The organism is Pseudomonas sp. AM14(2022), assembly GCF_036346455.1.
GTDB lineage: Bacteria > Pseudomonadota > Gammaproteobacteria > Pseudomonadales > Pseudomonadaceae > Aquipseudomonas > Aquipseudomonas putida_A.
In genome coordinates this window covers 1-14643 of sequence record NZ_JAOTNY010000033.1, presented here as the reverse complement: position 1 = coordinate 14643, position 14643 = coordinate 1, and the positions used below count along the sequence as shown (strand labels likewise).

Below are 14643 nucleotides of genomic sequence, written 5' to 3'. Positions count from 1 at the left end.
TGCGGTAGCTCAATCACCGCAGAACTGAAGCCTTACACAAACAGCTTCAGCACATTCCCCATCGCATCATCGGCAAACCCCTGCACGAAATCCTTGAACCCCGGCAGCGCTTCCTCCCCACCTGAAGCCGGTTCGGCAATGATCGTCCAGGTCGCCCGCGACTTACCCGCCCCCAGCGATTCCACGTTCATCGCCGCCCACAGATTGGCCACACCCAAGGTGTTGTAGATCGTGGTCCAGGTCATGGCGCGTGCCTGGTCATCGCGGGAGTTGAGTTGTTCGACCACCACGTTGCCGTCCTTGAAGAATTTCTTGCGCAGCGACGACACGCCGTCGCCGGTCATGTCGATGTGCGACAGCGCCGGAATAAATCGGTCGAAGCCTGCGAAATTGCCGACCACCGCCCAGACCTGCGCCGCGTCCGCCGGCACTTCCACCGACGACACAACGTGGCAGCCGTGCGGGTTTTTGATCAGGGTGTCGGGTTGCAGATTGCTCATGGTGTTGCTCCTTTTTTGGATGAATCAGATGAAGTTGATTTCTTTCAGGTAATCGCAGCCGCGACGTAGCAGCGCCGGGGATTTTTCCGGGTAGTGCGCGCCCATCTGTTGCACGCCGGCTTCAGCGTTGGCGTGGCCGATCAGGGAGATGTCGCCGATGTCTTCCTCGAAGCCGTTGAGGTAGAAACCGAGCACGCCGAACAGCGCGTTGTCGGCATCGACCCGGCCCAGTTGCTGCTGCCAGTCGGCGACGCTGACCAGCGAAAACTCGCTGCCGGTTTCGCGGAACGAAGCGACGTAGGCATCCCAACTCAGCGGCTCGGGGTTGTGCAGGTTGAACACCGCGCGCTCGGTCGAATAACGGCTGGCGTGGAAGGCGATGAAGCGGGCGAGGAAGTCCACCGGCATCAGGTCGAAATTCAGCTCGAAGGCCGGTACCTGACCGAGCTGGATTGAGCCCTTGAGCATCAGCATCAAACGGTTTTTGTGCGGCTGGCAGACGCCGCTCAGGCTGTTGAAACTGATGTTGCCGGGGCGATACAGGTTGACCCACACCCCACGCTCGCGAGCCCGTTCGAGGACGCGCTCGCCGACCCACTTCGACAGGTTGTAGCCGTTGCGGATGTAGATCGGCGGGGTCGGCGCGGCGGGCAGTTCGAGCACTCGGCCTTCGCCGTCGACGGTGCTGGAAGCGGACAGTGTCGAGACAAAGTTGAAGACCTTTTTGCTGCGTCCTTCACACAGACGCAGCAGCTCGAAAATCGGCTCGACGTTATCCGCCGCCAGCGACTCGTAATCGAGCACGTGATTGACGTTGGCGGCGTTGTGCACCAGCGCGCCGAACTCGCGATCCAGGCGTTGATAATCGTCGTCGGCCAGGCCGAGTTGCGGGCGGGTGAGGTCCGTGGAGTAGATCCGCACCCGGCTCAAATCGAGATGCTCGAGACGGTTCTCGCGCAACGCCTGGGCAAAACGCTGCGCCGCCGTTTGCCCGCCGCCGTCACGCACCAGACAGGCTACTTCGCTGGCGCCCCAACCGAGCAGCGCTTCGACGATGTGCACGCCGACAAAGCTGTTGGCGCCGGTGACGATCACCTTGTGCACATCGCCCAGGCGACTGATCGGCAGCGGTTCGATGTTCAGCGGACGCTCGGCGTCGGCCATGGCCTGGGCGCTGAGCACCGCGCTGTCATCGGTACCGCGCACCAGCGTCGCGAGCTTGATGATGGTCGGCAGTTCGATGAAGCGGTTGATCGAGATGCTGCGCCCGAATTCCTCACGCAAACGCAGCAACATCCGCGACAGCAGAATCGAATGCCCACCGAGATTGAAGAAGCTTTCGTCGGTGGAAATATCGCTGCTCGGCAGCTCCAGCAGTTCCGCCCAGATCTCCAGCAGCAACGCTTCGTCAGCGTTTGCCGGCAGGCATTTCGGACTGCTGTCCTGCACGCTCACCGGCAGCTCCAGCAACGCCTTGCGGTCGACCTTGCCGTTGCTGGCGAACGGCATCCGTGCCAGTTCAGTCCATGCCACCGGTTGCATGTAGTCCGGCAGAAACTGTTGGGCATGCGCCTTCAACAGATCGCGGGCAGCGTCCGACTGCGGCTGCGCAAGGAACGCCAGAATCCGCCGCTGACTGTCGATCACCACCGCCACCTGACGGTACAACTGGCTCTCGCGCAGGCAGCGCTCGATCTCTTCCGGCTCGACCCGGAAACCGCGAATCTTCACCTGATTGTCGCGCCGTCCGCACAGCTCGATACCGTGTTCGCCCCACTTGGCCATGTCGCCACTGCGATAGGCCCGCAAGGTTTCGCCGTGCGGCAGTTGCAGGGTCAGATAGCGCTCGGCGGTCTGCTGCGGATTGTTCAAGTAGCCGAGGCAAACGCCGGGACCGACGATGAACAATTCGCCGACGGTGTTCTCCGGCACCGGTTGCAAGTCGTCATCGAGAATCAGCACCTGACTGTTGGCAATCGGTGCGCCAAGAGTGCGGTTGCTGTCACCCGGATGCAGTTGCCGGGCGGTAATCAGCACCGTCGCTTCGGTGGGGCCGTAGAGGTTGTGCAGCTTGCCCTGGCGGGTCAATTGCTCGATGACGAAGGGCTCGCAGACGTCGCCACCGGTCATCACCTCGACACCTTGCAGTTGCTCCAGCGGCAGGATGCTCAGCAGTGCCGGCGGCAGGAACGCGTGGGTCAGTTGCCGACGGCGGATCAGCGCCATCAGTTGCAGCGGATCGCGGCGTTGGGTGTCATCCGGTACCACCAGTTCGGCGCCCTGCAGCAGCGTCGGAAAGATATCGATCAGCGACGAGTCGAAGCTCAGCGAAGAGAACTGCAGAACTCGGCTTTCGGTGCGCAACTGCACGTAATCGGCGTACCACGCGGTGAAGTGCGCGAGGTTCGCCTGGCTCAACAGCACGCCCTTCGGATGCCCGGTGGTGCCGGAGGTGTAGAGCGCCATGCACGGTGCTTCAAGCGTCGGCCGCTGACGCATCAGCGGCAGGTCGAGATCGGCGTCGGCACTGTCGATACGACTGACATTCAGCCCGGGCATCGACTCACCGAGCGGATGCTCGCCGTCGTGCAGCAACAACACCGCGCCGGCGTTTTGAAGGATGTATTGCTGGCGCTGCAACGGATGGCTCGGCTCGAGCGGCAGATACACCGCGCCACTGCCGAGCACCGCCAGAATCGAGGCGAACAGCGCCGGGCTTTTCGGCTGGCAGATACCCACGATCCACGGCTGCGGATGCTGCTCTAGCAGTGGCTGCAGACGTTGCTGGATCGCACGGCTGTGCGCGTGCAACTGGCGATAGCTGAGCGACTGCTCGGCCAGGTGCAGCGCCGGCCGATCGGCGTGCGCGATCAGGCTGTGTTGCAGGCGCTCGATCAACGGTGTCTGCGCCTGTTGCAACAATGCCGGATGCGTCGTGGCGTTGAGGCGATGGATGTAAGCCAGACTGTCGAGAAACGACAGGTCCTCCACCTGTTCGAAGTCCGGCGCCATGGCCGGCACTGCCTGCTGCAAATACTCGGCATCGCGGGAGAAACGGCTGACCAGCAGCGCGACTTCGTCAACCACCTGCGTCAGCACCCGCTGGCGTAGTGCCTGACCGTTGCCGGACGGCTCATCGCCAATCGGCACACGGCTGATCAGTGACGAGCCGAGGAAGCACAGCAGGTCGAGCGTCGGTAAACCGCCAAGGCTCTGCGCAGCGATACCGAGGCGCAGATGCAAGTGCGGGATGGCGCAGAAATCGCCAGCGCCGATGAAGCCATCGTCAATGATCAGATCCACCGGCGATTGCGCCGTACCGCTGCGTCGTAAGGAATGACCGTGTTGTTCGAGTTCCTGCGCCAGGTCGGTCATGGCCTGGCTGGCGCCAATCAATAAAATGTCGAGACGTCTCATGTCGGCCTCCTCATCAAACCAGATAGTCACGCAGGGCGTGCTGCACGCAGGGCGTGTCGAGCAGCGAGCTGTTGTGGAAAAAGCGTACGATGTTGCCCACCAGCGGATGGTGGCGATTGATCGGGAAGGCCAACCCGGCCATCTCGTCCTTGAGCGAGCGGCGCACGGCCTCGCTGACCGGCAAGGCGTCGATCAGGCGCAGATCGAAGGACTTCTGGATGTCGTTGGTCAGGTAATGGCCGATGAACACCGGCAGGATCTGCGCGATGGTTTCCCGATCCGCGTCATTGGCGGTGTGCCAATAGATGCGCACCATGCGCGCCCAGAAACTGGAGTGCCGGCCCTCGTCGAGCAGGTGATCGGCCATCAGCCCTTTGATCGACGGCTTGACCGTATCGTCCCGGGCGAACGCCGCAACGTCACCAGTCACGGTGTTCTCGGCGATGGCCACGCAGATCAGTTCCACCGCGCTGCGCAGGTGCTCGGGCGCCAGTGCCACAGCGGCAGGAATTGCCCGGCTCAGTTCGATTTCAGTGGGCAGTTCGATCGGCGCGATGCCGGTCATGGCCACGGTCTGCTGCATGAAGTCCATCGCCACCAGCGCGTGGTAATCCTCGTCCACCACCACGGTCATGGCGTCGTAGCGACAGGCGAACGGGAAGGGTACGGCGAAGCGATTCTTGGCGATGGCGCGGGCGGTCTGGTCGACGATTTCGGTTTCGAAAATCACCACGTCGTTGATGAACTTGTACAGCGTCTGCACCAGGGCGAAATCACGCTGCTGCGGGCATTCGCGCAGGAAGGTTTCGCTGAGCACCAGGGGCTGGCGGCTCAGCGGATAGATCAGGCGCTCATCGTCTTCCAGAACACGCCGTGGCCGAGTGCGGATAGTGGCGCGGGTTTCCCAGGCGTCGGCGAAGGATTGGTAGTCGGCGGCGTTCATTGGGCCACCTCCGCCAAGGGCTCGCGCATGCTCAGACGCAGGCCGTCCCACAGGGCGATGCGGCTATCCACCGCCGCGATGGCGCTGGCGTAGACTTCGGCCTCACGCTGCGGATCACCGTCGACCAGGCGCTCCAGCAGTTGCTCTGCCGCCGGGCCGTGATCTTCGGAGTCGACCTCGATGTGGCGCTCCAGGTAATAGCGAAAGGTGGGTGCCTGTTCGATGCCGATCCCCCAGTCATCGAGGATGCGCTGGAACATCGTCGGGATCACGCTCTCACGGCCATGCAGGAACGCGGCAGCCACGCTGTGGCCTGGCGCATGCAGCGCTGTGTTCAGCGTCTCGCGCACAAATTTCGCCGCTGCCGGATCAACCTCAACGCTTTGCAGGGCGACGTCGTAACTCACGCCTTCCTGTTGCAGCGCGACAAACCGTTCGACCGCCGTGGTGCTCGCACCGACTTCGCGCATCGCGTCCAGGTACAGCTCGAAATGGCTGTAATGGCCGTGGGCGGGACGATCATCCGACTCTTCGCCGAGCACGATCTCGTTGATCAGCCGCGCAGCATGCGGATCGCGTGGCGGTAACCATGGCAGCCGTGTACAGGTCAATTCCTGTTGCAGGCGCTTGGTCAACGACATGAAATCCCACACGGCGAAGACGTGGGATTCCATGAACCGGCGCAGTACCGATAACGAATCGATCTCGGTAAAGATCGGGTGAACGCTCAATTGCGCTTTTTTCAGGGCGAGTTGTTCTTTAGTTGGCATCATGGCGAACCTCGGTGTTATTGGAATAGAGGGAGTTGCTCGTTCAGTGCATCAACACGGACTTGATAAGTTTGAAATGTTTTCTATTGGCGAACGCGGGCCTCATTCGGATTAATGAAAGTTTGCAAAGTGCATGAAAGGCTCTCGACCATGCGTTGGCGAATATTTGCCAAAGCTATTGGCTGACTGCGGAGCCGTGCCGTGTTTGCAGGTAGAACCTGCTCGGCAATAAAAAGCTAATACATCGTCAAATAACTTAACAAGTTTATTTTTAATTATTTTTAGTTGTCTGTTTTTTAAGTATGAGTTGGCCCGATAAAACTGTTTATTTGAGTTTTATTTGGGCGTAGTTGCTCCTTTCGGCAAATAAAGGCCAAAATTGAAAACAAGAGTGAATGCCTCACTCAAAGCAACTTTAAGAAGCGGGGATTTATGTGATGTATAGGAATGAAAGTGGGCCGGAAACGGCGCCGTAACTTCCCTTTTTCCCGTGGCAAGGCTCCTTCCGTAGGTTCCTGGTGCGGGGACTGCGCCGGCGGTGCGGCGCGTCTCCCGTTCTTCATGGGGTGGCCGTTAAAGAGTGCGGGTAAATTGGCGGGACGGCTATGACCGATTCGTCCGCGCCGAGCCGCAATGGCGGGCTTGCGAGCGCTGGGAGGTTAGAGCGAACACGCGGATCCGCCATCAGGTTTGCGGAGGATCGGGGAGAGGATTTGTAAGCGGGTTATTCGCCGGTCAGGCGCGAAGGCCTGAGACCGGCGTGAAGGGTGTCAGCGCACGGCCTTGCGGTTTTGTCCGGCGGGACTGGCGAGGAACCGGGTGATCACGTCGACGCCACGGTTGAGGTGCTGCGCGAGCAGTTTCACTGACAGCTCGACATCGCGCTCGATCACGGCCTGGAGCATGGCGCGGTGATCTTCCTGGGAGAGTTTGCCCAGGCCCATGGCTTCGAGATTGAAGCGCAGGAAGCGCTCCTCCTCGTTGAGGCCGTCTTCGACCAGCCGCAGCAGACGCTTATTCGGTGCCTTGCTGTACAGGGCCATGTGGAACAGACGGTTGAGCCGACCGATTTCGCTGTAGTCGTGCTGGGTTTCGAGTTCTTCGATATAGCCGGCGGCAAGCGCGTGATCGGCGCTGGTCAGCAACGGGATCGACTGGCGCATGGCCTCGGATTCGAGGAGGATCCGCAACTCGTAGGTTTCGGTGGCGTCGCCCTGGATCAGCGGCGCTACAACGGCGCCCTTGTGGGTGGTGACGCTCAGCAGTTCCTGCGCTTCGAGCTGGCGCAGAGCCTCGCGCACCGGCATGCGGCTGACCCCGAACAGGTCGGCCAGATCCTGCTGGCGCAGGGCGGTGCCGCACGGCAAGCGACCGTCAAGGATCGCCGAGCGCAGGGTTTCTTCGATGATCGAGCGGGCAAGGTGTGCGGGAATCGGCCCATCGACTTTGATGCTGTGCAGCGGTTTGGGCTTCTGTGTCACAACTACTCACCCTGAATGACGACGGAATTTGGATCCAAAGACACTAGTGATTGCTCTACAGGTTGTCAAACCATGTAAAGGATTGCTGTCCTGAATGAAGTTTAGCGCGATGGCGATGATCTCATGGTGCCATTGTTTTTTGCCGGGCTAAGCTTCACCATCAAACGCTTTCCTTCCTGCCCCCTGGAAACCTGCTGTGGCGGTACGTTTCGCGATCCCCCGGACTCTGCGCTGGCTAGGCTGCGCACTGTTGCTGGCCGGCGTCATGCTGGGCGGCCTGCATGCCGATTGGGATTTTTCCGCGATCAGCCGCAAGGCTACGGCGCTCTACGGCCCGTTGGGTGCCGGGCAGCAGCGGATCGATGCCTGGCAAAACCTGCTGGCCACGCAGAAACAGGTCAGCGAGATGGAAAAGCTGAAAGTGGTGAACCTGTTTTTCAACAAACAGGTGCGTTATGTAGAAGATATCGATCTGTGGGGGCAGGTCGATTATTGGGAGACGCCCATCGAAGCGTTGTGGAAAGGCGCAGGCGATTGCGAAGACTACGCGATCGCCAAGTATTTCAGCCTGCGCCATCTCGGGGTCTCCAGTGACAAGCTGCGCATCACCTACGTCAAGGCACTGCGCCAGAATCGCGCACACATGGTGCTGACTTACTACGCCACCCCCGATGCCATGCCGCTGGTGCTCGACAGTCTGATCGATCCGATTCAGCCTGCGTCCCAGCGAACCGATTTGCTGCCGGTCTACTCTTTCAATGCTGAAGGTCTGTACCTGCCGGGAGCCAAGGGCAACAAAAAGGTCGGTGACACCAAACGCCTGTCGCGCTGGCAGGATGTGCTGAAGAAAATGCAGGCCGAAGGTTTCCCGGTCGAAACGACTAACTAGGAGCACGCGCTCAGATGTCTTTGTTCAAACAGCTGTTGATCGCTATCTGTCTGTTCCTGGTGGTCGCCTTCACCGGCAGCTTCATGGTCAGCCTGGAGAGCTCGCGCACCCAGTACGTCAACCAGCTGCGCTCCCATGCCCAGGACGCTGCGACGGCGCTGGCGTTGTCGCTGACGCCGAATATCGACGACCCGGCGATGGTCGAGCTGCTGGTCAGCTCGATTTTCGACAGCGGCTATTACGCGAGCATCCGCGTGGTCGATCTCAAGACCGACCAGACCATTGTCGAGCGCAGCGGGATTCCGGCGGTGAGCAATGTGCCTGACTGGTTCGTCAAACTGATCGGCCTGGAGCCGGCCGGTGGCGACGCGCTGGTCAGCCGTGGCTGGGAGCAGGCGGCGCGGGTCGAGGTGGTCAGTCACCCGATGTTTGCCGTGGCCAAGCTGTGGCAGAGCGCGTTGGGCAGCCTCGGCTGGCTGCTGCTGTGCGGCGCGGTCAGTGCAGTGCTCGGCGCGTTGCTGCTGCGCCGGCAATTGCGCCCGCTGGATTACATGGTCAAACAGTCCCACGCCATCGCCCGCCGCGAATTCCTCAGCCTGCCGGAGTTGCCGCGTACCCCGGAACTGCGGCGCGTGGTGCAGGCGATGAACCAGATGGTTGAGAAGCTCAAGGCGCTGTTCCAGGAGCAGGCCGAGCGCAGCGAAAAACTGCGTGCCGAGTCTTATCAGGACAACCTCACGGGGCTTGCCAACCGGCGCTATTTCGAGATGCAACTGCACAACCGCGTGAGCAACCCGGAGCAGGCCAGTTCCGGTTACCTGCTGCTGTTGCGGGTCAAGGATCTGGCCGGGCTCAATCAGCGTCTGGGCGGTCAGCGCACCGATGAATTGTTGAAAGCTGTCGGCGAGCAACTGTCCCGCGAGTGCGCCAAATACCCGGAAACCCAGAACCTCGTCACCCGTATTCGCGGTGGTGAATTCGCCGTGCTGGCGCCGGGACTGGTGCGCGAAGAAGCGCTGCAACTGGCGCAGAACCTCGACAGCGCGCTGAGCAGCCTGCACGCCACTGGCGCAACCGATGTGCCGGCCGTGGCTTCCATTGGCCTCGCCCCGTTTGCCCACGGCGATTCACCGCAAGCAGTACTGACCCTGGGCGATCAGGCGCTGGCGCAGGCCGAGGGGCAGGGCGAGCAAAACTGGGCGTGCATCGATCAGAGCCTGGTGGCGGACGTCGGTGACGATCACCATGCCTGGCATCGCTTGCTCGATCAGGCGCTGAACCAGCAGCGTTTCGAACTGTATTTCCAACCGGTGGTGGCCGCTCAGGACACGCAATTGGTGCTGCATTACAAAGTGCTTTCGCGCTTGCTGGATGAACAGGGCCAGACCATCCCGGCCGGGCGTTTCCTGCCGTGGCTCGAGCGTTTTGGCTGGACTGCGCGACTGGACCGTCTGATGCTCGAGCGCGTGCTGGAGCAAATGAAGGCGCATGAAGATTCGCTGGCGCTGAACCTGTCTTCGGCAACCCTGGCCGATCCACAAGCGCTGAACAAAGTGTTCGAGATTCTGCGCGCGCACTCCGACCTCGGCGAGCGCCTGACGCTGGAGATCGGCGAGGAGCAATTGCCGGAGCAAGCGGTGCTGGAGCAGTTGACCCGGCGCCTGCGTGAACTCGGTTTCTCTCTGAGCCTGCAGCGCTTTGGTGGACGCTTCAGCATGATCGGCAACCTGGCGCGGCTGGGGCTGGCGTACCTGAAGATCGATGGCAGTTACATTCGCGCGATCGATCAGGAGAGCGACAAGCGCCTGTTCATCGAGGCGATCCAGCGTGCGGCGCACAGCATCGATCTGCCATTGATTGCCGAGCGGGTGGAGACCGAGGGCGAGTTGTCGGTGATTCGCGAGATGGGCTTGTATGGGGTGCAGGGGCAGTTGTTTGGTGAGCCCACGCCCTGGAAGTAACCTGTTCGTTATTCGTTGTCGGTAAATCAGCCTTCGCGAGCAAGCCCGCTCCCACATTGGAATGCATTTCAAATGTGGGAGCGGGCTTGCTCGCGAAGGGGTCAGTCCGGTCACTGAAGATCGCGGATCAGATCAGCCCGGTCTCTTCGTCGTCGATCAAGTGGCTCAACCCGCCCAGCGCTTCCCGCGCCTGGGTGCGGTCCATCAACTTGGCCTGCGCCGCCGGCGGCAGGTCGGTGACGCGGATCACGCCCTTCTGGGTCAGCACCTGAATCAGGTCGTCGAGTACCCGAATCATTTCCAGGTCGCTCTGCTTGAGCTGTTTCAGGCTGGTTTCCACCACTTCATTGGCGAACCAGGCCTGGATTTCATGGCTGTCGGCCGGCAGCGTTTCCGTGGCCTCGGCGTAGGCCGCGGCTTCCACGCGAATCAACAGACCTTGCGCATCGCGTTGCACGTAAAACATTGAGCATCCCTCAGAAAGATCCAGCGTCATGCTGTCAGCAGCATAGGCCAACTGCGCGCGAGTATGCGGGGTGGCGACGAAATCGTCACCGCCGAGTTAGCCGCAAACGTGACGGCCGCCCCAAGGGGCGGCCGTTTTGTTCACGCATCAGCTGTTGTTGTGGTCGACCTTGATGGTCGGATCGCTGCCGGCAATCAGGTTGTGAATGTTGGCGCTCGACCAGTTGTTGCCTTCCAGTTTGATCGTCACGTCCGGCGTGGCGGCTGCCGCGTCGCCGGAGTTGAACTTGCCCGCCGAGCTGACTTGCAGCGACGACGTGCCATCAACCGTGGTGATCTTCAGGAAGTTGTCGATGGTGCTGCCGGTTTCACCCTGCAACAGATCGCGCAGGTCGATGCGGTCACCTTCGTTGGCGTTGAAGTCCTTGATCACGTCATTGCCGGTGTCGCCTGCTTTCCAGACGAAGGTGTCGGCACCGGAACCACCGATCAGGATGTCGTTGCCCTGGCCGCCGATCAGCGTGTCGTTGCCGGTGCCGCCGAGCAGGATGTCATTGCCCTTGCCGCCGTCGAGCAGGTCGTTGCCGCCCGAGCCGAACAGGATGTCATTGCCTGCGCCACCCAGCAGCGTGTCGTTGCCGTCATGTGCGCCGGACACATCGAACGCCTGATAGTGCTCGGTGATGTACTGGTGCACGTTGCTGGTGGTGACCTTGCTGACGTCGACCCCGGTCTGCTGCGCCACGAACGCCTGCATCGCCTGATAACCCTCGCCGGCAATGCCGTTGAAGCTCACCAGGTCGCCGAACAGGATGTCGTTGCCGTCGCCACCGCTGACGGTGTCGTTGCCCGGCATCGTCGCTTCGGTGTGGCCGATGATCGAGTTGGCCAGATCCTTCGGATCGATGTTGGTCTGCGGCGAGTGATCCGAGTCATACGGTTTCAGGTCGTTGAGGCTGACACCGCTATTGATACCGATCGCCTCGACGTTCGACAGACTGCTGAGCAGGGCGAAGCTGCTGTTGGAGTTGGAGGTTGTCGCCGAATCCGTACTGCTACCGCTACCGGCCAGGCTCGACAACTCGTAAGTGCCGTCACCCTGAGCGTGAACAGTGCCCAGGTTGGTGGTGCTCCAGCCATAACGGGCAGTGTAAGTCTGCAACTGGGCATAACCGCTGGCGGTGATGCTCAGGTAATGCGTGTTGTCGATGTACGTGCTGAAAGTGTCGCCCAGCTTGTAGTTGCTGGTTGTCACCACACTGTCGAACTTCACGCTGCCGTACAGCGTCGGGTTGGTCTGCTCGCCGCTCTGGTAGTAGGTCGGCTGGCCGTCGGTGATGAAGTACGTGAGGTTCTTCGCCCCGGTGTTCGCCACAGCTTCCGCGCTCTGGAAGAAGTTGGCCGTGGTCTTGAACACGTCCTCGTAGTTGGTGCCGCCGCCGGACGCCATCGAGTCGAGCACGGCTTTGAGCTTGGTCAGCGCGTTCGGGTCGTTGAGGTTCACCGACACCGACTTGTTGACCTGGGTATCGAAGTCCGCCAGGAAGATGTTCACCGTGCCCGAGTTGCTGCCGCCCAGGCTCTGCTTGAGGGTGTTGAACACCGATGTCAGCGAGTCCTTGGCCGCGTTGATCGACGAGGTGCTCATGCTGCCCGAGCTGTCGACCATGAACGCGATGTTGTAGTTGGTGCCCGGCACCACGGTCAGACCACCGATGTCGGCGACCATGATGTCGTTGCCATCGGTACCGTTGAAGGTGTCGTCGCCAGAGGTACCAACCACCGCGTTGTACACCGCGGGCACCACGGTGACCGGAATCGTAGCGGTGCTGCTGGCCGAACCGCCGACCATTTCAGTGGAGGTCGAGGTCACGGTCAGGTTGAACTGGCCGTTGTAGTAGGTCGGCGGGGTTACGGTCAGGCTGCCCAGGTTCCAGCCGGTGACGTTGGCTTCGCCGTTGCTCGCGGTGACTGTGAAGGTGTGACCGTTGCCGTCGGAGAGAACCGAGCCGACCGGCGCGCCGCTGATCTTCACGCTCAGGGTTTCCGAGCCGTCGGTGTCGGTCAGCGCGGTGTTGATCGCCGACAGTTTCACCGTGGTGCCTTCGGCGCCGGTGTTGAGCTTGTAGCCGTCGTAATAGCCTTCGCCGTTGGTGCCGTGCAGGTCGGAGACGGTCACACCGGAATTCACCAGATCCTGCACCCCGGTGTAGATCGGCACGCCGGCGCTGCTCAGGTCGATCGGCGTGCTGCCGTTGACCGACAGGTTCACGTCATAGCTGCCCGGGCCGCTCTGGTTGTGGTGGTAGATGTCCAGGGTGTAGTAGCCGCTGGTGGTCGGGGTGAACGAACCGCTGATCGCACCGCCCGCGCCCCAGGTACCCGACGCCACGCTCTTGCCGCCAATGGTGATCAGCAGGCTGTCGTCAGCCACACCGCTGAAGCTGTAGGTCTTGCCGGCTTCCAGATAGATCAGGCCCGAGGTCTTCGACGCGGTACCGGCGGTCACGCTGCCGTCGGACTGCACGTTATTCACGTTGGTGCTGGAGTTCGGGGTGCCGGCGCCGTCGATCACGTTTTTCAACGTGGTCGAGTCAGCGCCGTTGCCGCTGGTACCCAGGCCCGACAGGCCGGTCCAGACTTCCTTGACCAGCCCGGTGGACTTCACGCTGTTGTCGGCCACGCTCACGGTCGGCGCATCCGCCACTGGCGTGATGTCGATCTTCACGGTGCCGGTGTTGCCCAGCAGTTGGCCGTCGGTTGGCTGGAACTTGATCTGTGCGTAGTCGGCCTGGTTGTTGCCGACGCCGTTGCCGCCGTAGCCGTTGACCCCCGATTCGTTGGCATCCGGCATGAAGCGCAATTTGCCAGCGTCGATGTCAGCCTTGCTGAAGGTCTGGTTGTTGGCGACGTCTTTCCAGGTCGAACCGTCCAGATACTGCAGTTTGCCTTCGCCCGGCAGCTGGGTGATTTTGATGCCCAGGCTGCTGGCCGGGCTGTCGACGTCGGTCACACCGAAGGTCGACCAGCCGAGGATCAGCGGGGTGTCTTCGGTGCCGGTGACGTTGACTGGCGCGGCGACTGGCGCATCGTTGACCGCCACCACGTTGACCGTGGTGGTCGCGGTGTTGGAGTAGTTGCCGCCATCGGTCACGGTCACGGTGATGATCCGCGGCACGGTGCTCGGGTCTTCACTGCTGTTGGTGAAGCTGATGTTCTTGATCGCCTGCATGTAGTCGGCGAGCGTCGCGTTGCCCGACAGGGTCAGGGTCACGGTGCCGTTGGTGCTGTTGGCATTGATCGTGATGCCGTTGACGCTGTTGCCGAGGTTCAGCGCATCGCCGTCCTGACGGTTGGTCAGGACGATGGTTGCACCGGTCAGCATGGTGCTGTCCGGATCGGTGATCGTCAGGTCCGTGTCGGCAATCGACACGCCGGCGCCCGGCGTGTTTTCGGTGAACGTCACTTTGTAGTCGGCACCGGTGGCGCCGCTGGAGTTGTTGGCGTCCAGGTCGATGACCGGTGGCGCATCGTTGTCGATGATCGAGGTGCTGACGCTGCCGTTGGTGCTGCTGACGGCCAGGTTCTCGAAGTTGCCGCCGGTGGCCGAGTCGATCTTGACCACGAAGTTCTCGGTGCCTTCGGTGATCTTGTCATCGATGGTCGCGACGTTGAACTGCGCACTGCTGGCGCCCGCCGGGATCTTCACGGTGTACACGCCAGTGAAGTCCGAACCGTCGGCGGCGGTGCCGCTGTAGACGATTTTCAGGCTCACGTCGGTTTGCGCCGGGTGGGTCAGGCTGACGGTGTAGCTGGCGGTCTGGCCTTCGGTCACCGAGGTGCTGCCGGTGATGCTGACGGTGGTGGTGTCGATGGTATCGGCGACGTTGGTCACGGCCGGTGTCGTGCTCGGTACCAGGTTCTCGAAGTTGCCACCGCTGGCGTTGGTGATGGTCGCCTGCACGCTGCCGGCGTCTTTGTAGACGTCGTCAGCCGGAGCAGGAACGGTCACGGTGCCAGTGGTTTTACCGGCGTCGATGGTGATCACCGAGCCGTTGCTCAGGGTCACGGTTACCGGGGAACCGGCAGCGTTGCTCAGGGTGGCGGTGTAGGTGATCTGGCCGCCCTCGTTCACCGCCGGGGTCGCGCTCAGCGACAGGCTGGTGGTGTCGACGGTGTCGGTCACGGTGGTGCTGACCGGGGTTTTGTCGGCTACT

At 61.5% G+C, this 14643-nt stretch carries 9 protein-coding genes; 2 read left to right on the top strand and 7 right to left on the bottom strand.

Annotation, left to right across the window (positions count from 1 at the left end):
• Positions 1-32 precede the first annotated feature (32 nt).
• The 5 genes from V3W27_RS27975 to V3W27_RS27955 form a co-directional block, all read right to left on the bottom strand.
• Positions 33-500: an SRPBCC family protein gene (locus V3W27_RS27975; RefSeq protein ID WP_103367803.1), complete on the bottom strand. Its 468-nt coding sequence runs from the start codon at positions 498-500 to the stop codon at positions 33-35.
• Positions 501-524: 24 nt separating this feature from the next.
• A complete protein-coding gene (locus tag V3W27_RS27970) occupies positions 525-3917 on the bottom strand; it encodes an amino acid adenylation domain-containing protein (RefSeq protein ID WP_330208053.1) in 3393 nt (1130 codons plus the stop codon).
• A 13-nt stretch (positions 3918-3930) separates the two neighbouring features.
• Positions 3931-4860: a diiron oxygenase gene (locus V3W27_RS27965; RefSeq protein ID WP_103367801.1), complete on the bottom strand. Its 930-nt coding sequence runs from the start codon at positions 4858-4860 to the stop codon at positions 3931-3933.
• On the bottom strand, positions 4857-5633 hold the full coding sequence (locus V3W27_RS27960; protein WP_285373214.1) for a DUF3050 domain-containing protein: 777 nt from the start codon (positions 5631-5633) through the stop codon (positions 4857-4859). The genes V3W27_RS27965 and V3W27_RS27960 overlap by 4 nt, the downstream gene beginning before the upstream one ends.
• A 767-nt stretch (positions 5634-6400) precedes the next feature.
• Positions 6401-7111, bottom strand: coding sequence for a GntR family transcriptional regulator (locus tag V3W27_RS27955; protein ID WP_330208052.1), 711 nt, complete (start codon positions 7109-7111; stop codon positions 6401-6403).
• Positions 7112-7307: 196 nt separating this feature from the next.
• Here V3W27_RS27955 and lapG point away from each other — a divergent pair, with 196 nt between their 5' ends.
• Positions 7308-8000: a cysteine protease LapG gene (gene lapG, locus V3W27_RS27950; protein ID WP_007962016.1), complete on the top strand. Its 693-nt coding sequence runs from the start codon at positions 7308-7310 to the stop codon at positions 7998-8000.
• A gap of 14 nt (positions 8001-8014) precedes the next feature.
• Positions 8015-9961 (top strand): cyclic di-GMP receptor LapD, encoded by a 1947-nt coding sequence (gene lapD / locus V3W27_RS27945; protein WP_115988499.1) that lies wholly within the window; start codon positions 8015-8017, stop codon positions 9959-9961.
• 127 nt (positions 9962-10088) lie between these two features.
• Here lapD and V3W27_RS27940 read toward each other — a convergent pair whose 3' ends face one another.
• Both V3W27_RS27940 and V3W27_RS27935 read right to left on the bottom strand, forming a co-directional pair.
• Positions 10089-10427 carry a tryptophan synthase subunit beta gene (locus V3W27_RS27940; protein WP_098966540.1) on the bottom strand — a complete coding sequence of 113 codons (339 nt, stop codon included), beginning with the start codon at positions 10425-10427 and terminating at the stop codon, positions 10089-10091.
• Positions 10428-10574: 147 nt separating this feature from the next.
• Positions 10575-14643 (bottom strand): immunoglobulin-like domain-containing protein (locus tag V3W27_RS27935; protein ID WP_330208051.1); only part of this gene is annotated, 4069 nt, incomplete at its 5' end.

Excerpts from the sequence above, each read along its gene's own strand:
- V3W27_RS27970 (WP_330208053.1), bottom strand. The coding sequence starts at position 3,917 with ATGAGACGTCTCGACATTTTATTGATTGGCGCCAGCCAGGCCATGACC.
- V3W27_RS27965 (WP_103367801.1), bottom strand. The coding sequence starts at position 4,860 with ATGAACGCCGCCGACTACCAATCCTTCGCCGACGCCTGGGAAACCCGC.
- V3W27_RS27940 (WP_098966540.1), bottom strand. The coding sequence starts at position 10,427 with ATGTTTTACGTGCAACGCGATGCGCAAGGTCTGTTGATTCGCGTGGAA.
- V3W27_RS27975 (WP_103367803.1), bottom strand. The coding sequence starts at position 500 with ATGAGCAATCTGCAACCCGACACCCTGATCAAAAACCCGCACGGCTGC.
- V3W27_RS27960 (WP_285373214.1), bottom strand. The coding sequence starts at position 5,633 with ATGATGCCAACTAAAGAACAACTCGCCCTGAAAAAAGCGCAATTGAGC.
- lapD (WP_115988499.1), top strand. The coding sequence starts at position 8,015 with ATGTCTTTGTTCAAACAGCTGTTGATCGCTATCTGTCTGTTCCTGGTG.